The organism is Streptomyces sodiiphilus (assembly GCF_039529215.1).
Taxonomy (GTDB): domain Bacteria; phylum Actinomycetota; class Actinomycetes; order Streptomycetales; family Streptomycetaceae; genus Streptomyces; species Streptomyces sodiiphilus.
Genome location: NZ_BAAAMJ010000016.1, coordinates 21861 through 39565 on the forward strand (window position 1 = coordinate 21861; position 17705 = coordinate 39565).

18 protein-coding genes are annotated in these 17705 nt (G+C 71.4%); 12 read left to right on the forward strand and 6 right to left on the reverse strand.

What is annotated here, in order from left to right:
* Both ABD299_RS09750 and ABD299_RS09755 read right to left on the reverse strand, forming a co-directional pair.
* A complete protein-coding gene (locus ABD299_RS09750; RefSeq protein WP_344260495.1) occupies positions 1 to 1224 on the reverse strand; it encodes a VanZ family protein in 1224 nt (407 codons plus the stop codon).
* A 140-nt stretch (positions 1225 to 1364) separates the two neighbouring features.
* Positions 1365 to 2477: a CapA family protein gene (locus ABD299_RS09755; RefSeq protein WP_344260497.1), complete on the reverse strand. Its 1113-nt coding sequence runs from the start codon at positions 2475 to 2477 to the stop codon at positions 1365 to 1367.
* Between the two features lie 150 nt (positions 2478 to 2627).
* On the opposite strand from ABD299_RS09755, the gene ABD299_RS09760 reads away from it, so the two are divergent.
* Together ABD299_RS09760 and ABD299_RS09765 are read left to right on the forward strand one after the other, a co-directional pair.
* Complete coding sequence (locus ABD299_RS09760) at positions 2628 to 3161, forward strand: DoxX family membrane protein (protein ID WP_344260499.1); 534 nt, start codon at positions 2628 to 2630, stop codon at positions 3159 to 3161.
* A gap of 71 nt (positions 3162 to 3232) precedes the next feature.
* Positions 3233 to 4198: a M23 family metallopeptidase gene (locus ABD299_RS09765; protein WP_344260501.1), complete on the forward strand. Its 966-nt coding sequence runs from the start codon at positions 3233 to 3235 to the stop codon at positions 4196 to 4198.
* A 52-nt stretch (positions 4199 to 4250) separates the two neighbouring features.
* On the opposite strand, the gene ABD299_RS09770 is transcribed toward ABD299_RS09765, so the two are convergent.
* Together ABD299_RS09770 and ABD299_RS09775 are read right to left on the reverse strand one after the other, a co-directional pair.
* Complete coding sequence (locus tag ABD299_RS09770) at positions 4251 to 4922, reverse strand: peroxiredoxin (RefSeq protein ID WP_344260503.1); 672 nt, start codon at positions 4920 to 4922, stop codon at positions 4251 to 4253.
* 45 nt (positions 4923 to 4967) lie between these two features.
* Positions 4968 to 6185 (reverse strand): NAD(P)/FAD-dependent oxidoreductase, encoded by a 1218-nt coding sequence (locus ABD299_RS09775; protein WP_344260505.1) that lies wholly within the window; start codon positions 6183 to 6185, stop codon positions 4968 to 4970.
* A 232-nt stretch (positions 6186 to 6417) separates the two neighbouring features.
* Between ABD299_RS09775 and ABD299_RS09780 the strand changes: the two genes are divergently transcribed.
* On the forward strand, positions 6418 to 6594 hold the full coding sequence (locus tag ABD299_RS09780) for a hypothetical protein (protein WP_344260507.1): 177 nt from the start codon (positions 6418 to 6420) through the stop codon (positions 6592 to 6594).
* Between the two features lie 76 nt (positions 6595 to 6670).
* Here ABD299_RS09780 and ABD299_RS09785 read toward each other — a convergent pair whose 3' ends face one another.
* Positions 6671 to 6916: a hypothetical protein gene (locus ABD299_RS09785; protein WP_344260509.1), complete on the reverse strand. Its 246-nt coding sequence runs from the start codon at positions 6914 to 6916 to the stop codon at positions 6671 to 6673.
* A gap of 233 nt (positions 6917 to 7149) precedes the next feature.
* On the opposite strand from ABD299_RS09785, the gene ABD299_RS09790 reads away from it, so the two are divergent.
* The 9 genes from ABD299_RS09790 (at position 7150) to ABD299_RS09830 (ending at position 15464) form a co-directional block, all read left to right on the forward strand.
* Positions 7150 to 7938, forward strand: a complete 789-nt coding sequence (locus ABD299_RS09790) for an ABC transporter substrate-binding protein (RefSeq protein WP_344260511.1) — start codon at positions 7150 to 7152, stop codon at positions 7936 to 7938.
* A 47-nt stretch (positions 7939 to 7985) separates the two neighbouring features.
* Positions 7986 to 8639: an amino acid ABC transporter permease gene (locus tag ABD299_RS09795; RefSeq protein ID WP_344260513.1), complete on the forward strand. Its 654-nt coding sequence runs from the start codon at positions 7986 to 7988 to the stop codon at positions 8637 to 8639.
* A gap of 12 nt (positions 8640 to 8651) precedes the next feature.
* A complete protein-coding gene (locus ABD299_RS09800) occupies positions 8652 to 9416 on the forward strand; it encodes an amino acid ABC transporter ATP-binding protein (RefSeq protein ID WP_344260515.1) in 765 nt (254 codons plus the stop codon).
* 86 nt (positions 9417 to 9502) lie between these two features.
* Positions 9503 to 10309, forward strand: a complete 807-nt coding sequence (locus ABD299_RS09805; RefSeq protein WP_344260517.1) for an enoyl-CoA hydratase/isomerase family protein — start codon at positions 9503 to 9505, stop codon at positions 10307 to 10309.
* The gene (locus ABD299_RS09810) at positions 10306 to 11904 is read left to right on the forward strand and encodes an AMP-binding protein (RefSeq protein WP_344260519.1); all 1599 of its coding nucleotides are present in this window, start codon (positions 10306 to 10308) and stop codon (positions 11902 to 11904) included. Before ABD299_RS09805 ends, ABD299_RS09810 begins: the two co-directional genes overlap by 4 nt.
* Complete coding sequence (locus ABD299_RS09815) at positions 11901 to 12413, forward strand: acyl-CoA thioesterase (RefSeq protein WP_344260521.1); 513 nt, start codon at positions 11901 to 11903, stop codon at positions 12411 to 12413. The genes ABD299_RS09810 and ABD299_RS09815 overlap by 4 nt, the downstream gene beginning before the upstream one ends.
* On the forward strand, positions 12403 to 14043 hold the full coding sequence (locus ABD299_RS09820; RefSeq protein ID WP_344260522.1) for an amidohydrolase: 1641 nt from the start codon (positions 12403 to 12405) through the stop codon (positions 14041 to 14043). The genes ABD299_RS09815 and ABD299_RS09820 overlap by 11 nt, the downstream gene beginning before the upstream one ends.
* Before the next feature lie 10 nt (positions 14044 to 14053).
* Entirely contained in the window at positions 14054 to 14749 is a 696-nt protein-coding gene (locus ABD299_RS09825) for a TetR/AcrR family transcriptional regulator (RefSeq protein WP_344260524.1), read from the forward strand.
* 190 nt (positions 14750 to 14939) lie between these two features.
* The gene (locus tag ABD299_RS09830) at positions 14940 to 15464 is read left to right on the forward strand and encodes a DUF5709 domain-containing protein (protein WP_344260527.1); all 525 of its coding nucleotides are present in this window, start codon (positions 14940 to 14942) and stop codon (positions 15462 to 15464) included.
* Between the two features lie 83 nt (positions 15465 to 15547).
* On the opposite strand, the gene ABD299_RS09835 is transcribed toward ABD299_RS09830, so the two are convergent.
* The gene (locus ABD299_RS09835) at positions 15548 to 17704 is read right to left on the reverse strand and encodes a tripartite tricarboxylate transporter permease (RefSeq protein ID WP_344260530.1); all 2157 of its coding nucleotides are present in this window, start codon (positions 17702 to 17704) and stop codon (positions 15548 to 15550) included.
* Position 17705 lies beyond the last annotated feature (1 nt).

Here is a 17705-nt window from a genome sequence, read left to right on the forward strand (position 1 = left end):
TCAGTGGCGGGGCACCGCCCCCGGCCGGGGTTCGCCGGCCGCTTCTTCCGGACAGGGGTCGCCGGGGGCCGGAGGCCGTTTCGCCGCGGCCCAGCGTTCCCGGCGGTTGGGGATGGCCCGGTCGACGGTGCCCGACCAGCGCTCGTACGGTGCGCGCCGGTCGCGCCGCAGCAGTACCGCGAGCGGTGACCACACGCCGGTCAGGAGGACCGCCGCCAGGACCGCTCCCGGAAGGAGCCGGGAAACCGGGTCGGGGAAGGTGACCGTGCCGGTGTGGTCGGCCAGGGTCAGCCAGCCCAGCCCGAGCGGGGCGTACAGCAACAGGCAGCGGACGGCGATGCGCAGCGGGCCGGCCCGCTGTCCGTCGGGCCGGGTGATGCGCAGCAGCACGGCCCGTTTGCCGGGTGTGCTGCCCCAGGCGACGGGCACCAGCCAGAACCAGAGCAGACCGAGCGCGGTGCCGATGGGGAAGGCGTACTGACGCCCGGTGGCCCAGTCCGTGGCCACGGCCGTCAGGCCGGTGACCAGGGTCCAGGTGATGAACCAGCCCGCCAGGTCGGTGAGCCAGGCCAGGGCTCGGCGAGGGACGGTGACCCGGCTGCCGTACCGAACGCGTTCCAGGTGTGGGTCGTTGACGGGGAGCCGTCGTCCGAGAGGCCCCGCCAGGAACCAGCCGAGAACCGCGCCCGCGGTGTTGAGCGTCAGGTCGTCGACGTTGAACTGCCGGTAGGGGCAGGCGTACAGATACCACAGCCCGGTGTACTGGGTGGTCTCGAAGAACAGGGAGGTGAAGAAGGCCAGCGCGGTGGAGGCGAGGAGTCCCTGCCGCAGGTGGTAGCGCAGATAGACGCCCAGCGGGAGCAGCAGCACGGCGTTGAGGAGAGTGGTCCAGGTGGGGGCGAGGCCCAGCAGGTGCTGCGGCGACCGGTTCCCCCCGGCAGCGGCGGAGATGCTGTCGACGAAGGCGAGGGGCTGCAGCTGCGGGCTGCTCGCGTACCGCACGGTGGCACAGTGCGCGTCGGTGTCCAGGGGCAGCGGCATCAGGGTCTGCAGCAGCGCGGCGAGCAGGTAGAAGACGAAGCTGTAGAAGACCAGGGCCGACCAGCCTCCGGCCCTGCCGCGTCTGCGGTAGCCGCGGACGGCGACGGGGACGACGATCACCGCGGCGACGAAGGGGAAGATCCAGACCGCTGCCTCGACGGGCAGCAGGTACGTACGGAACACGGTGCTGATGCTTTCTGCGGCGGGGCCGGCCGGGGCGGGTCCGGAGGCGGGCGGGGTCCGCGACGCGTCCCGGTTGCGGGGCCGCTCGCTGACCGACAGGGTAGGCGACCTCTCCGCTCCGCGGTGCCCGAGCGGCGGGTTCAGCCGCCGCCGAGGACCAGCGTGCCGTCGGGGCCGGGGACGACCCGGGAACCGAAGCCCCGGCAGGCCCGGTCGAGCGTGTCACGCAGCCACGCGCTGTCGGGCGGGGAGGCACGCAGCAGCCGCAGCCGCTCCGAGCGCAGGGGCACCATCCGCACCTGGAGCGCCCTGCCGGTGCCACGATTCACGGAGATCAGGTACATCAGCCGGAGGTCGTCCCGGTACTGCTCGTAACCGGTGATTCCCTCGTAGTCGTTGATGAAGTCGCCGCAGCCGTACAGCACGGGCTTCTCCCGGTACAGCTCCAGGGGCCGGGGGTGATGGGAGGAGTGCCCGTGCACGAGGTCCGCGCCGCCGTCGACGAGCGCGTGCGCGAAGCGTCTGTGGTCCGGGGGAACCTCGTACCCCCAGTTGGAGCCCCAGTGGACGGACACGACCACGAGGTCACCCGGCCGTTTCTCGTGCCGGATGCGGGCCGTCACCGCGAGGGCGGACTCCTCCGTCGTGTCCGGTACGAAGTCCACACCCGCGCGGTGTTCGGTCGCCGCCCACCCGTGGGGGACGCCGCTGGTCGGCAGGGCGAAGGAGAAGACGAGGACCCGCCCGCCACCCGCGAGTGGAACGGCGGCCGGGCGCCGGGCCTGCCCGGCGTTCCGCCCGGCTCCGGCTGTCGCGATCCCCGCCCGGGCCAGGGCACCGAGCGTCTCCGTGAGCCCTTCCCGGCCGAAGTCCAGGACGTGGTTGTTGGCCAGGGCGCACACATCGGGACGGATCGCCTGGAGGCAGCCGAGGTTGGAGGGGTGCATCCGGTAGTGGATGCCCTTGCCGGGCTCGAACGCACCGGCGCGCGTGACGGCGGTCTCCAGGTTGACCAGCCGCACATCGGGTGCGCACTCCTCGAGGATCTCCAGGGCAGCGCCCCACGGCCAGGCGAATCCGGCCGGGCGGGGGACGGACCCGGAGCCGGCCTCGGCGAGCCGGACGTAGTCCCGGGCGTCCCGGATGTACGGCTCGCGCAGCGTGGGGTCGCCGGGGTGCGGCAGGATCTGGTCGACACCGCGGCCGAGCATGACGTCACCGCACAGAAACAGCGTCACCGGTTCGCCGTCCACCGTTCCAGTGTAGGAAGAACCCCCTCGGCCCGTCCTGTCGGCGGAAGGTGCCCGTGCGCGGCGTCTTGCCTGATCATGCGGTTGGCCGTACAGTTCCGGCAGCAGCGCATGGGAGCGCTCCCACACTCAGGATCCGTGGAAGGGCTCACCATGACCACACTGACTCCGCCTTCGCACCCGTCCGCGCCACCGAAGCCACCGGGTGCCGGGCTCGCCGCTCTCTACCGGCGCCACAGCCTCACCGTCCTGAGGGTGTCCGTCGGCATCCTCTTCCTCTGGTTCGGTGCCCTCAAGCTCATCCCGGGCACCAGCGCCGCCGAGGATCTGGCCACCCGCACCATGAGCGCCCTGACCTTCCATCACGTCCCCGCGGACGTGTCCCGGCCGCTGCTGGGCATGATGGAGATCCTGATCGGGACCGGCCTGGTCACCGGGCTACTGCTGCGGCTGACCCTGGCCGTCTTCCTGGTCCACATGAGCGGCACGTTCCTCACCCTCGTCGTGCTGGCCGACGAGATGTGGGCCGGGCCGGCCGCCTGCCCCACCCTGGCGGGCCAGTACGTGATCAAGAACATCGTCCTTCTCACCGCCGGGCTCGCCATCGCCGCCCACGCCTGGTCCACGCCCCCGGGCCCCGACGAGGAGCCACCCGGGAGCGGCCGAGCGGACCCCACGGGCGTCTGAGTCCCGCGGGCACGCCCGCCCGTGGGCGGTGGTGTCATCAGCGGTACCGTGGTCCGCAGGGGGGAACCGGGATGACAGCACACGGCAACGCAGGGACCCACGAGGAGGACGTGGCCGCCCGTTGGTACCGGTGGCACCGGACGTGGCGGGTGAGAGCTCTCGGGACGGTGACGCTGCTGCTGGTGGCCGGCGCGCTGTTCTCCTCGGCCGGAGGCACCGTGCCGGGCGGACTGCGGGCCGCCCTGTCGGCGGGGTTCGTCCTCTACGCGGCGCTCGTCGTGGATCTCGTGGGCAGCTGGGCGGCCCGGAGGCTCTCCCCCGCCCATCGCCGCGCGGTCCGGGCGCGGCGGGCCGCGACCACGGAGGGCGGACAGCTCCTCGCTTCCGGTGCCGTGCCGGTCGACGCCCCGGTCGCCGGACGCTGGAAGGCCCTCAACAGCCCTGCCACCAAGGTGCCTTCGCACGGCACGGACGCCTACGGCCAGACGTATGCCATCGACATCGTCGCCGCGCCGGCCGGAAGTCCGGGCCCGTCTTTCGCGCTGCTGTGGCCCCCGGTACGGCGCGCCGAGGAGTTCCCCGCCTACGGGAGGCCTGTGCTGGCCTGCGCCGATGGCACCGTTATCAGTGCGTCCGACCGTATCCGCGGCGGCAGATTCTCCCGCAACTCGCTTCCGGCGCTGGCCCTGTTCCTGGTCGAAGGAGTGTTGCGGTCCATGGCGGGACCCCGCCGGGTCACCGGCAACCATGTCACCCTCGACCTGGGTGGCGGCCTCTTCGCCGAGTACGCCCATCTGCGGCGCGGGTCCCTCCGGGTGGCACCCGGGGACACCGTCCGTGCCGGCCAGGAACTCGCCGAGTGCGGGAACACCGGCAACTCGACCGAGCCGCACCTGCACTTCCAGCTGATGGACGGCCCCGACCTGCACAGCGCCCGCGGTATCCCCTTCACCTGGCGGGGCGTCGGCGTGCCCGCGAACGGGGAGGAGTTCGAGGTACCGCCCGCCGAAGCGCACCGCCCGGCCGGCAAGGGCTGATCCGCTGCCCGTGCGGTGTCGCACGGGCAGCGGATCAAGGGCGGCGCTTCCGCTAGCGGGCCGGGTTCGTGTCGGGCCTGGTTGCCAGGTACCAGTCGGTCAGCGTGACGGAGTCGTCGGCGAGCCGGGCGTCGAGTTCCTCCTGGCTCCGCGGGGCACCCAGCACCACGTCGTCACCCGGCCGCCAGTTCGCCGGGCAGGCCACGCCGTCCCGGTCGGAGGTCTGCAGGGCGTCGATGAGGCGCAGGATCTCCGGGATCATCCGGCCCGCGTTCATCGGGTAGTACAGGACCGCTCGGACGGTCTGCTCCGGGTCGATGACGAAGACCGCGCGCACGGCGGCCGTGCCCGAGGTGTTCGGGTGGAGCATCCCGTAGGCGCGGGAGACCTTCGTGTCGAGGTCGGCGATGATCGGGAAGGGAATGCGGACGCCGAGCTTCTCCTCGATGGACCGGGTCCAGCCCAGGTGGCTGTGGACGGAGTCCACCGAGTTGCCCAGCAGGGCGACGTTGCGGGCGGCGAACTCCTCGGCCAGTTCGGCGAAGGCGACGAACTCCGTGGTGCACACCGGAGTGAAGTCCGCGGGGTGACTGAAGAGCACCAGCCAGCGGCCGGCGTAGTCGGCGAGCCGGATCGGCCCGTGGGTGCTGTCCGACTCGAAGTCCGGGGCCCTGTCCCCGATCAGGGGCAGGCGGGGGGCCGCGGGTGCGGTCGAGGTGGTCATGGTTCTTCCTTTCGTGCTCCGTGAGAGGGCTGTCCGGTGATGGCCTCAGACGCGGCCGGCGAGCATGCCGTGCCAGTACATCTGCGGCAGTCCGTAGCGCTTGAGCAGCCACATGTCGTAGCGCTCCTTGCCGGTGTCGAGGAGCGGCACGCTGGGCGCGGGCCGAAGGTCGTAGTCGAACTCGGCGAGCAGCATCCGGTTCCGGGCCGTGACCACCGGGCAGGAGGTGTATCCGTCGTACTTCCGGCGGGGCTTCTCTCCCCGCATGACGGAGAGCAGGTTGGCCACCACGACCGGGGACTGCTTGCGGATGGCCGCGCCGGTCTTGGAGGTGGGGAGGTTCGCGACGTCGCCGAGCGCGAAGACCTCCGGGTAGCGGGCGTGCTGGAGAGTGTGCTTGTCGACCTCCACGTATCCCCAGGGGCTCGCGGGGTCGGACAGCGCGCTCTTCTTGATCCAGTCGGGTGCGCTCTGCGGCGGGACGGCGTGGAGCAGGTCGTACGGGAGCGTCGAGGACGTTCCCGTGGCGTCGTCACTGACGGTGAGTTCCCGGCGGTCGCCGTCCAGGGCGGTGACCTGGCTGCTCAGCCGGATGCGGGCACCGTAGCGGTCCGCCACCCGTTCCAGGACCTGCGCCCACGGCGACACCTTGAACAGGGCCGTCTCGGCGGACAGAAAGACGATGTCGATCTGGTCGAGCACGCCTTCCCTGCGCCAGTGGTCGGCCGCCAGATACATGATCTTCTGCGGCGCTCCCCCGCACTTGACGGGGCCGGCGGGGTGGGTGAACACGGCGGTGCCCGAGCGCATGCCGCGGATGAGATCCCAGGTGCGCGGGGCGTACTCGGGCGAGTAGTTGCTGGTCACCCCGGTTCCTCCGCCGCCGGGCCGGGCTATGGCCTCGGCCAGCCCCGGGACGCCATCCCAGTCGAGCTGCAGGCCGGGGGCGACGACGAGGTACTCATACCCGACCTCGTCACCGTGCGAGGTGACCACGGTCCGGGCCTCCGGGTCGACCGAGACGGCGGCCTGACGGATCCAGCGCACCCCCTTGGGCATCACGGACGCCTCGGACCGGCGCGTGCTGCGCAGCGGCGCCCGGCCTCCGCCGACCAGGGTCCACAGCGGCTGGTACCAGTGCGTCTCGGTGGGGTCGAGCAGCGCGATGTCGGTGACTCCGGCACGGCGCAGGCGGGCGGCGGTGGTGATTCCCGCGGTGCCGCCGCCGATGATGAGGACGCGGTGGTGGCGGTTCGGGCTCATGGGGCGACTCCCTGGAGGTAGGTGCCGGAGGCCGTGGCTTGGGCGGGCACAGCGGAAAGACCTTCCGAGAGATACCCCCTAGGGTATCTCTGCTTTGCGAGCGTATGCCACTTTCGCCGCCACGGCAAATACGCAGGGGGGTATATGCCCGGCCCCGCCGGGGCGGGTGCGCCCTGCGTGGAAAATACCCCCCGGGGTATCATGAATGCCGGAGTCGCCAAGGGAGGCGCACATGAAGCCGGCACCGAAGTGCGTGATCGACCGCAGCAGGTCCTGCAACTCCTGCATCGCCCCGGACCCGCGCAGCTGCCCCTACCCCTACCTGCTCGCCGAGACACGGCCGGAGCAGCCCCCGGAGCGCCGGTCCGAGGACCTCCCCACTGCACCGCCGCCGGCGCGGGACGCGTAGACGCGGGCGGCGGCACCACCCCGCCGCCCGCCCGCGTCACCTCACACAGGGCTTCGAGGGTGGTCCCCGAAGCCCTTCAGCCGCCCTGCTCCGCCACGGCCGCGTCCAGACGGCTCGCGAGCTCGTCGAGTTCGCGACCGGGGGTGTCCGGACCGAGCCCCGCGGGCAGGCCGTCCCGGGCAATGACTTCGTACGCCCCGGCGTGCGCACCCGCGCGCAGCTCCGCCGCGGGCACGACCAGGGCGCGGCCCTCGAGGATCACGAGAACGGGACGTTCGGCGCCGGACCGCAGCAGTTCGCGGACATGGTCTCCGGTGATCATGCCTGCCACTGTAGGCGCCGGGCCGCCCCGGGAGGCCGAACGCCATGCCGCCCGCCGCACATCCCCCAGGACACGGAACGACAACGGACGCCCGTTACCCACGAGACGGGCATTGACACCTGTTGCGAGAGCTCAGTACTTTTCCGCGCAACCGATCAATCGATCGATTGATCGGTCGTGGACGGAACGAGGAGGGCTCTGCGATGCGGAGACCAGTCACACGACGCGCGGCAATGACTCTGGCGGCCTGCATGACGGTGGCCCTGGCCGCCACGGCCTGCGGAGGGGAGTCGGAGGCATCCGACTCCGACGACGCCTATCAGCTCGTCGAGGACGGAAAGCTCACTTTTGCCATGAGCGGCCAGTACCGGCCGTTCAACTTCTTCGACGACGACGGGAAGCTCACCGGCTTCGACGTCGACCTCGGCAGCGAGGTCGCCGAGCGGCTCGGCCTTGAACCCAACCCCGTGACCGGCCCCTTCAACTCCCTGGTTGCGGGACTGAAGTCGAGCCGGTACGACCTGATCATCGGCTCCATGTCGCCCACCGAGGAGCGCAAGGAGCAGGTCGACTTCACCGACGAGTACTACGTCGCGGGCGCCCAGCTGTTCGTCCCGGGCGACGCCTCCGTCAACTCGGTGGAGGACCTGGAGAACGCCACGGTCGGCGTGGTGCTGGGCACCACGTTCGAGGAGTTCGCCAAGGAGCAGCCCGGCGTCTCCGAGGTCAGGACCTACAACAGCGACAACGAGGCCCTGACCGAGCTGGCCAACGGCCGCCTCGACGCGGCCATCACCACCAACCTCCTGGGTCTGTACCAGATCAACGAGACCGGTCTCGACATCAAGCTCGTCGGTGAGGTCCTGTTCCCGGACCCGGCCGCGATCGCCAGCCAGAAGAGCAACGCGGAACTCACCGCGGAGGTCAACGAGATTCTCGCGGCCATCAGGGAGGACGGCACCTACGCCGAACTCAGCGAGAAGTGGTTCGGCGTGGACATCAGCCAGGCCGACACGCCCTGACCCGAGAACGAGGCCACCAGCCCGGCTGTTGAGGAGACATACCTGCCATGTCCATCGTGGACGCCTTCAGAAGTTCCGCCCCGCTGATGCTCGAAGGGTTGCTGATCACCCTGCAACTGGCCGTGCTGGCGGTGGCGTTCGCCTTGGCAGTCGGGCTGGTGGTGGCCTGGATGAGGATGAGCCGCTTCGCTGTCCTGCGATGGCTCGCCCAGGGCTATCTGGCCATCATCCGGGGCACGCCGATGGTGACCCAGCTGTTCGTCATCTACTACGGCCTGGTCACCGTGGTCAACATCTCCGCCTTCTGGTCGGCGGTCATCGGACTCACCGTGCACAACGCCGCCTACATGGCGGAGATCTTCCGGTCCGGTGTGCAGTCGGTGGCCAAGGGCCAGACCGAGTCCGCCCGCTCCCTGGGCATGACGAAGTTCCAGGCGATGCGGATCGTGGTGGCTCCGCAGGCCTTCCGGTCCACCCTGCCCGCGCTGGGCAACCAGTTCATCATCGCGGTCAAGGACACCGCCGTGGCGTCCTTCATCACGGTTCCGGACCTCTTCATGCAGGCACAGAAGCTGGCGGCCGCCACCTACGCGCCGCTGACCTACTACCTGATATCGGCCGTCTACTACCTGATCATCGTGCTGCTGCTGACGGCATTGCTCCGCCGGATCGAGCGCCGGCACTCCCGATACGCGATCTGAGAGGCGGCACCCATGACACACCCCGTCACCCCTGCCACCGGCGCCCCGCTGGTCCACATGCGGCAGATCAACAAGGCGTTCGGCGACCACGTCGTGCTCGACCGGGTGGACCTGACCGTGCACACCGGCGAGGTCGTGGTCCTGATCGGCCCCTCCGGGGCCGGCAAGAGCACGCTGCTGCGCTGCGTCAACGGGCTGGAGCAGATCGACTCCGGCGAGATCGTCATCGACGGCCGCCGGCTGCGCTACGACGAGAAGTCCCTGAACCGGATGCGCCGGCACGTGGGCATGGTCTTCCAGCACTTCAACCTGTGGCCGCACAAGTCCGTGCTGGACAACGTCATGACCGCTCCGGTCAGGGTCGCCCGCCGGAACGAGGAGAAGGCGCGGGCCAACGCGCTGGACCTGCTGGAGCAGGTGGGCCTGCGGCAGTTCGCCGACCGCTACCCGATGAGCCTGTCCGGGGGTCAGCAGCAGCGGGTCGCCATCGCGCGGGCGCTGGCCATGCACCCCAAGGTGATGCTCTTCGACGAACCCACCAGTGCGCTCGACCCCGAACTGGTCGGCGAGGTGCTCGCGGTCATGCGGGACCTGGCACTGAGCGGCATGACGATGATGGTGGTCACCCACGAGATGCGCTTCGCCCGCGCGGTCGCCGACCGGGTCGTGCTCATGGCCGACGGGGGCATCGCCGAACAGGGGCCGCCCACCGACGTGCTGGACCGGCCCGCCAGCGAGCGCGGCCGGGCGTTCCTCCGTCAGGTCGAACAGACCTGAGCGGGGACCGCGGCGCCGGGCGGGGCGCGGACACCACAGCAGGGGCGGGAAAAGCACCACACGCAGCAAGGGAACGGAAAACGCAGATGGCGACAGTGACGGAGACCGGCCATACCGGCCGGGACCTGGTCCGCTACGAGACAGCCGGACCGGTGGCAGTGATCGAACTCCACCGGCCGCACCGTCTCAACGCGGTCACCGACGCGGTGAGCCGGGAGCTGAGCACCGCACTCCGGCGTGCCGTCGCCGAGGGCGCGCGGGCCGTCGTCCTCACCGGGGCGGGCCGCGCCTTCTGCAGCGGCCACGATCTCAAGGAACCGGCCGGGGCCGAGGATTCCCTCATGGCCCGGGAACGCCTGGAGCGACTGCAGGACGTCACCCGGGTGATCAAGCGCAGCCCGGTACCGGTGATCGCCGCGGTGCACGGCTGGGCCGTGGGCGCCGGGTGCGAGTGGGCCCTGGCCTGCGACCTGGTTGTGGCGGCCGAGTACACCCGGTTCTCGTTCCCCGAGGCCGGGGTGGGACTGACCGTCACCAACGGCGTCTCCCAGCTGCTGGCCGCCGTGCTGGGACCGCAGCGCGCGAAGTATCTGCTGATGACCGGCACGGTGTTCACCGCCGAGGAGGCCCAGGGCTGGGGGCTGGTGAACGAGGTGGTACCGGCCGGGGAGCACCGCGGGCACGCGCTGGCGCTGGCCGAGCGCCTCCTCGGACAGCCGCCGGTGTCCCTCGCCCTGGCCAAGGAGGCCGTCGACCGCGGGCTGGGCACCACCCTGGAGGAGGCGCTCGCCACGGAGGTGGATCTGTCCATGCGCGTCGTCGACACCGGTCCGCCCGTCTCCGTGCCCGCCCCGGCCCCGGAGGGTTCGCGGCAGAAGCGGGAGGACTCATGAGCACCGGCATCCCGGCCGGCGCACCGGAGCGGGACGACCCGCCGACACTGAGTGCGCTGGTCTCCCGGGCGGCGCGGCTGCACGGCGACAAGGTCGCCTGGGTGTTCCCGCACGCGGACCGCCCGGCCTGGACGTTCCGGGAGATCGACGCGGCGGTGGACCGGATCTCCCGCTTCCTGCGGCAGCGGGCCGAGCCCGGCGACCGGGTGGCGCTGATGCTGCCGAACATCCCCGAGTTCCCCCTGGTGTGGCTGGCCGCGGCCCGCGCGGGACTCGCCATGGTCCCGGTCAACACCCAGACCCGCAGCGCCGACGCCGCGCACCTGCTGCGCGATTCCGGACCCGCGCTGGTGGTCACCACGCCGGCGTACGCGGAGCTGATCGGCGCGGCCGCCGGTGAGGCCGGTGTCGCGGTCACCATCGTGCGTGCGGACGACCTGCCGGCGGCCTCCCCGGGCGGGAGCGCGGGCGACGCGGCCGGCGACGGGCACGCCGCGGCCCCCGGGGATCTGGTGAACATCCAGTACACCTCGGGGACCACCGGGCTGCCCAAGGGCTGCATGCTGAGCAACCACTACTGGCTCACCATCGCCCGGGCGCTCCGGGACAACTTCCCGCGCCTGGGCCCTGATGACGTCCTCTACACGGCCCAGCCGTTCAGCTACATGGATCCGCAGTGGAACGTCGCGGCCGCTCTCCTGGCGGGGGCTCGCCTGGTGGTGGCCGACCGGTTCAGTGCCAGCCGCATGTGGGCAGATCTGCGGGAGCACCGGGTGACGGTGTTCTACTGCCTGGGCATGATGCCCGCGGCGCTGCTGGCCCAGCCACCGCACCCGCTCGACCGGGAGCACCGGGTGCGGGCGGTACTGGCCTCGGGCATCCCCGCACAACTGCACCGGGCCCTGGAGGACCGCTGGGGGGTGCCCTGGTACGAGGCGTTCGGTATGACCGAGTCCGGCGCCGACCTCATCGTCACCCCCGAGGACCACGACGAGACCGTGGGCACCGGCTGCATCGGCCGGCCGCAGCCGGGCAAGCACGCCGAGGTCGTCGACGACTCGGGCCGTCCCGTGCCCGCGGGCGAGCCCGGTGAACTGGTGATCTCGGGCACCGGTCTGATGTCGGGCTACTGGCGCCGGCCCGAGGACACCGCACGTGTCCTGCGCGGGGGCCGGATGCACACCGGCGACCGGGTCCGGTCGGACGAGGCGGGCCGCATCCACTACATCGGCCGGGCCAAGGACATGGTGCGCCGTTCCGGGGAGAACGTGTCCGCCCGCGAGGTCGAGGCCCTCCTCGAGTCCCACCCGTCCGTGCGCACCGCCGCGGTGGTGCCGGAACCGGACGCGCTGCGGGGCGAGGAGGTCAAGGTGTTCGTCGTGCCGGCCGGACCGCAGGCGCCCGATGTCCGCGCGCTGCTGGAGTTCTGCCGCGAGCGGCTCGCACCGTTCAAGGTTCCCCGCTACTGGTGTGTCCGCGACTCGCTGCCGGTCACCCCGTCCGAGCGGGTGGCCAAGGGCGAGCTGCGGGCCGACCGCGGCCCCTGCTGGGACGCCGCGGTACCGGCGGCTCGCGACGGCGGTGACCGGCCGTGACCACCGCAGAACAGGACGGGACCGGCGCTCGGCCGGCCGGCGCGCTCCCCGGCCGCTTCCGGACCGTCACCACCGTCGCCTGGGACGAGCTCGACGCACTGGGGGTGCTGCACCACGCCCGGTTCGTCGTCCACGCCGAACGGGCCTTCAGCCGGCTGCTCGACGCGATGGGTTACCCGTACGACCCCGACCCGGCGGTGCGGCCCGAACGCCACCATGTCGTGGCCGGGCTCCGGCTGGACTTCGCCCGGCCGGTCGACAGGCCCGGACCGCTCCGCGTCGAACAACGGGTGACGGCCCTGGGCCGCACCAGCATGACCGTCGGCTTCGCGATCGGCACCGCCGACGGACAGGCCGTCGCCGCCGAGGGGGCACGCACCGTCGTACGCATCGACCGGACGACGCGCCGGCCGCTGCCGTGGGGCGAGGAGTTCCGCCGGCGGCTGCGAGACGTGCTCACTGCCGGGCCCGGCGCGGACGGAAGGACACCGGACACCCATGAGGGCTGACGTCGTCTACCGCAACGCGCGGATCCTGACCATGGACCCCGCCCGCCCCCGGGCCACCTCGTTCGCGGTCCTCGGCGGACGAGTGGTGTCCGTCGGCGAGGAGGAAACCGCGGAGCTGCCCGCGGTCCGCACCGTGGACCTCGCGGGCCGGTGCGTGCTGCCCGGTTTCCACGACGCCCACAACCACATGGCCTGGTACGGGATGAGCCTGGAGGAGCTCGATCTCTCCCCGGCCCGGACCGGCAGCGTGGAGGAGGTGTACGACCTCGTGGCGCGCGAGGCGGCGCGGCGGCCGGCCGGTGAGTGGATCATCGGGGCCGGTTACGACCAGAACCGGATGACCGGCGGCCACCCGACCGCCCAGGGCCTGGACCGCGCGGCACCGGACCACCCGGTGTGGCTCAAGCACACCAGCGGTCACATGTGCGTGGTCAACTCGCTCGTCCTGGAACGGTCCGGGGCCGAGCGCTCACCGGACCCGGAAGGCGGGCGCATCGTGCGCGACTCCTCCGGCCGGGCGACCGGTCTGCTCCAGGAGCGCGCCCAGGAACTGGTGCGGGGGCTGCTCTTCCCGTTTCCCGCGGACCTGCTGGTGCGGGCGATCGGGGCGGCCGCCCGGCGCTACGCCGCCGAGGGGATCACCTCCGTGCAGGAGGCGGGGATCGGAGGCGGCTGGATCGGTCACAGCGGCGTGGAGATCGCGGCATATCAGCAGGCCCGAGACGAGGAGTTGCTCCTGCAGCGGACGACACTCATGGTCGCCTCCGACGTGCTGCACCCGCTGGAGGCTCACCGCGACGACCCGTACCGGTTCGGCATCGATCTGGGCATCCGCACCGGTTTCGGGGACGACCGGCTGCGGCTGGGCGCGGTCAAGGTGTTCTCCGACGGCTCGCTGATCGGCCGCACCTCGGCGATGTGCTGCGACTTCGCCGACGACCCGGGCAACCGGGGCTTCCTGCAGGACGACGAGGAGAAGCTGTCGGCCACCATCGTGGCGGCGCACCGGGCGGGCTGGCAGGTGGCCACCCACGCCATCGGCGACCGCGCCGTGGACGTGGTGCTGTCCGCGTACGAGGAGGCCCAGCGCCGCTACCCGCGCCGCGACCCGCGGCACCGGCTCGAGCACTGCGCGGTAGCCTCGCCGGAGCAGGTGGAACGCATCTCCCGGCTCGGGGTGATCCCGGTGCCCCAGGCATCCCTGGTGCGCGAGGCCGGTGACGGCATGGCCGATGCCCTCGGCCCGGAGCGCGCGCAATGGTGCTATCGCGTCCGGTCGTTCACCGACCGCGGGGTGGTGGTTCCCGGCAGTTCGGACCGACCGGTGGTGACCGGCGCCCCGCTGGCGAACATCCACTCCCTGGTGACCCGCCGCACGCTCGGCGGCCTGGTGCTCGCCCCGGACGAGCGGGTCGACGTGGAGACCGCGCTGGGCAGTTACACGGCCGGTTCCGCTTACGCCGCGCACGCCGAGCGCTCCCGCGGCCGGATCGCGCCGGGCCTGCTGGCCGACTTCACGGTGCTGGACCGCGACCCGACCCGGGTGGACGCCGACGAGCTGCCCGGGCTGCGGGTGCTGGCGACAGCGGTGGGCGGAATCGCCGTCCATGACCTCGGCATACTGACCTAGGGTTGGCCTTATGTCCTCATACGCACGGCTGCGTTCCAGTGCCCTGGAGCTGTTCGCCTCCCGCGGTTTCCAGGCCACCGGCATCCGGGATCTCGCGGCCGGTGCGGGCCTTTCGCTGGCGACGCTCTATCACTACATGGACCGCAAGGAGGATCTGCTGGTCCGGCTGATGCGCGAGTCCCTGGTGCGGCTGAACACCGACGCCCGGCTGGTGCTGGCCCAGGTCGGTTCGCCGGTGCAGCGACTGGCCGCGCTGACCTTGCTGCATGTGCTCGCCCACGGTCTGCGCCGGACCGAAACCGTCGTGGTGGACAGGGAGTTGCGTTCCCTGGACGAGGAGAACCGCGCGGCCGTGGTGGCGCTGCGGGACGAGTACGAGGAGCTGTGGGCCCGGCAGCTCGCCGAGGGCACCGCCAGCCACACCATGTCGGTGCCCGACACCCGGGTGGCCCGGCTCGCCCTGCTCGAGATGTGCACGGGCGTCGCCTACTGGTACTCCGACAACGGTCCGCTGGGACTGGACGAGGTGGCTGTGGTGCACGCCGATCTCGTGCTCGCCCAGGTCCAGGCCCGTCAGGGCGCGGAGCGGGTGAGCCTGGCCGACCTCGATCTCCCGCCGGTCGCCTGGTTCCGCGACCTGGTCACCCGCGAGGAAGCCGGCCATGACGAGACCGGCCGGGAGAACGCCGGCCGCCGGGAGCACTGACAAGGCGGTCCGCCCGCGCCTGCACACGCCGCAGCGGAACCGTTCCCCTGCTCTCCGTCACCGGCACCCGGTGACGTGTGCCCGGTGCCCGCGGAGCCTCCTCGTCGCCGCGCGGTTTTCCGGCGACCGCACCGGGAACCCGTGAAGCTCCCGGTCAGAAGTCCGCACAGGGGACAGAGGAAGGTACAGCATGCCCGACGAAGAGATGGGCGACGAGGTCTACCAGCCCACCGGCACCGACCGGCAGCAGCTCTCCGGTGACCTGGACCTGGAGAACTCGCTCGACGAGAAGGGGCTGGACGAAACGCTGGACGAGGGCTACTCCCCGCCGGAGAAGCCACTGGGCGTCACCCGTCACGGAATCACGGCGCGCGAGCAGCGGGAGGGTGAGTCCCTGGACGAGCGGCTCCGCGAGGAGGAACCGGACGTCGGCGTGCCGGAGGGGAACGGCATCGGCGACCAGCCGGGCATGGCCGGTGAGCCGGTGGACAAGGAGGCCGGTACCGAACGCGCGGGACGGATCGTCGCTCCGGACGAGGGGTTCCCGGGGCGGACCGACGACGTGCACGCCAGGGATGTCGGGATCGACGGTGGCGCGGCCGGTGCGGAGGAGGCCGCAGTACACGTCATCGAGGAGGAGCCGGAGGGATTCGAGGAAAAACCGGGGGGAGAGGACTCCGGCGGCGCCGAACCCCCCGCCGACACCCGGCGCTGACCCGTTCCGGCGCCGGAACGGGCCACCCGCCGGCCTCCGGGCAGAAGCCGTGGAGGCCGGCGGGTGGCCGGTGACCGGAATCGTCAGAAGAGCGCGGGAACCCGTCCGCCGCCCAGGAAGCCGGGGAAGTACGGCGGCAGCACGCCCGGCCAGAACATCGTGGGCGAGGCGGCCCCCAGTCCGATCAGAAGGGCCGCGGCGATTCCGCCGAGCACCAGGGCGGTGCGCAGCCGCTGCCGGTCGGAGCGCCAGACGAACGCGGAGATCATGACGGGCAGGGCCAGGAATCCGAAGATCAGCATCGCCGTGGTGAAGCCCGCCACCCAGCCGAGGATCCGGCCGTGGCTGCGCATGCTCTGCGCCGAGAGCTCGCTGCCGCCCTTGTCCTTGAAGACGTCCGCACCGCCGTCCATCTTCGCCAGGACGGCGTTCAGCCGGGGGGACAGCTCAGCGGCCACGACCAGCACCAGCAGTGCGGTCACCACGGTGGCCACGCCGGTCGGGAAGAGCCCCATGTTGCCCTCGTAGCCGATCGCACCGATGAGGAAGGCGAGGCTGCAGGCGAGCATCACGAGGGCGAATGCCGTTCCCAGGACGCGTTCCCGGCGTGCTTCCCCTGCGTCGTCGGCCGGTGCGCCGGCGGGGTGTCCCGGCCCGGGCGTGTCCGCCGCCCCGCCGGCGGGGCCGTGCCCCGCGTCCGGGCCGTTCGTGCCGGCCATGGCCGGCACAGCCGCACGGTTGCGGGACCGGCGCTTGTTGAGCAGATACGACCCGGCGAAGGACAGGAGCATGATCACGATGATGGTCCACACGATGCCGCCCTGGAACAGGCCGGTGTAGCTGCCCTGGGACATGATCAGCGTCTGGATGAGGGCCCGCTCGGCTTCCGCGCCGAGCAGGAATCCCAGCACCAGGCTGATCACCGGGTAGTTGAACTGGGTGAAGGCGTAGCCGATCATCGCGGCGATCACCACGATCACGGTGTCCCACACGTTGTGCCGGTAGAGGTAGGAGCCGACCAGGGCGCACATCACCACCACAGGCACCAGGGTGAAGCTCGGGACGGTGGTGATCCGGGCGATGAAGGGTCCGGTCAGCATGCCGAGGACCGAGACGAGAAGCTGGCCGAGCAGCAGCCCCAGGACGATGATCACGACCATGGACAGCTCGTGCGAGAACAGCGGCCTGCCCAGTGCCACGCCGTGCATCAGCAGCGCGCCCAGCAGCACGGCGGTATTGGGGTCGCCGGGGATGCCGAAGGCCAGGGTGGGCATCAGCGCACCACCGTCCTTGGCGTCGTTGGCGGCCTCGGAGGCGATGAGCCCTTCGGGGCTTCCCTTGCCGAACTCGTCCCCGTTGCGGGAGAGCTGCTTGGAAGTGAGGTAGTTCACGAAACTCGCGGTCGCGCCGCCGACCGCCGGGATGATGCCGAGCAGCACGCCCAGCACCGAGCCCCGCAGAGCCCCCCAGCGGTACCGCCAGACGTCGAGGAGACCCTGCCGGGACTGCTGCCGGAACCCGGTCAGTGCCGTGGTGGCCGGGCCGGTTCCCACGCCCTCCACGACGGTGCGCTTGGCACCGAGGAAGATCATGGGCACCACGGCGAACATGCCCACCAGCAGGGCGGCCATCGGCACGCCGTCGTAGAGGAAGCTGAGCCCTCCGGTGTAGCGCTCTCCGGGGAACACGTAGTTGCGGCCGATGAACGCGATCAGCAGGCCGAAGCCACCGGCGACCAGGCCCTTGAGGGTGTTGCCCTTCGCCGACAGGGAGATCATGGCGATGCCGAAGACGACGAGCCAGAAGGTCTCCTTGGCGCCGAAGGCGGTGATGATCCTGGAGATGACCGGGATCATCGTGAACAGCGCCGCCGCTCCGACGGTGCTGCCGACCAGGCAGGCCATCCCGGAGATGACGATGGCCCTGGCGGCCTCGCCGCGGCGGGCCATGGGATAGCCGTCGAAGGTCGTACAGACGTTTGCCGGCGTGCCGGGGGTGTTGATGAGGATCGCCGGCAGCGAGCCCCCGAAGGACGCCGAGGACATCACGGCCACGAAAAGCAGGATGGCGTAGTGCGGGTCGGCTCCGTAGGTGAACGGGAGCAGCAGGATCATCGCCTGACTGGCCCCGAGACCGGGCAGCATCCCGAACGTCAGGCCGACAATCGTCCCGGCGATCAGGGTGAGTATCCCCACTGGCGTGAGGATGAGGGAGAAGGCCTCCATCAAGGCAGACAGCACG

Coding starts and splice junctions, on each gene's coding strand:
- ABD299_RS09760 (WP_344260499.1), top strand. CDS start 2,628: ATGACCACACTGACTCCGCCTTCGCACCCGTCCGCGCCACCGAAGCCA.
- ABD299_RS09795 (WP_344260513.1), top strand. CDS start 7,986: ATGTCCATCGTGGACGCCTTCAGAAGTTCCGCCCCGCTGATGCTCGAA.
- ABD299_RS09800 (WP_344260515.1), top strand. CDS start 8,652: ATGACACACCCCGTCACCCCTGCCACCGGCGCCCCGCTGGTCCACATG.
- ABD299_RS09780 (WP_344260507.1), top strand. CDS start 6,418: ATGAAGCCGGCACCGAAGTGCGTGATCGACCGCAGCAGGTCCTGCAAC.
- ABD299_RS09770 (WP_344260503.1), bottom strand. CDS start 4,922: ATGACCACCTCGACCGCACCCGCGGCCCCCCGCCTGCCCCTGATCGGG.
- ABD299_RS09785 (WP_344260509.1), bottom strand. CDS start 6,916: ATGATCACCGGAGACCATGTCCGCGAACTGCTGCGGTCCGGCGCCGAA.
- ABD299_RS09775 (WP_344260505.1), bottom strand. CDS start 6,185: ATGAGCCCGAACCGCCACCACCGCGTCCTCATCATCGGCGGCGGCACC.
- ABD299_RS09790 (WP_344260511.1), top strand. CDS start 7,150: ATGACTCTGGCGGCCTGCATGACGGTGGCCCTGGCCGCCACGGCCTGC.
- ABD299_RS09805 (WP_344260517.1), top strand. CDS start 9,503: ATGGCGACAGTGACGGAGACCGGCCATACCGGCCGGGACCTGGTCCGC.
- ABD299_RS09830 (WP_344260527.1), top strand. CDS start 14,940: ATGCCCGACGAAGAGATGGGCGACGAGGTCTACCAGCCCACCGGCACC.
- ABD299_RS09765 (WP_344260501.1), top strand. CDS start 3,233: ATGACAGCACACGGCAACGCAGGGACCCACGAGGAGGACGTGGCCGCC.
- ABD299_RS09825 (WP_344260524.1), top strand. CDS start 14,054: ATGTCCTCATACGCACGGCTGCGTTCCAGTGCCCTGGAGCTGTTCGCC.
- ABD299_RS09810 (WP_344260519.1), top strand. CDS start 10,306: ATGAGCACCGGCATCCCGGCCGGCGCACCGGAGCGGGACGACCCGCCG.
- ABD299_RS09820 (WP_344260522.1), top strand. CDS start 12,403: ATGAGGGCTGACGTCGTCTACCGCAACGCGCGGATCCTGACCATGGAC.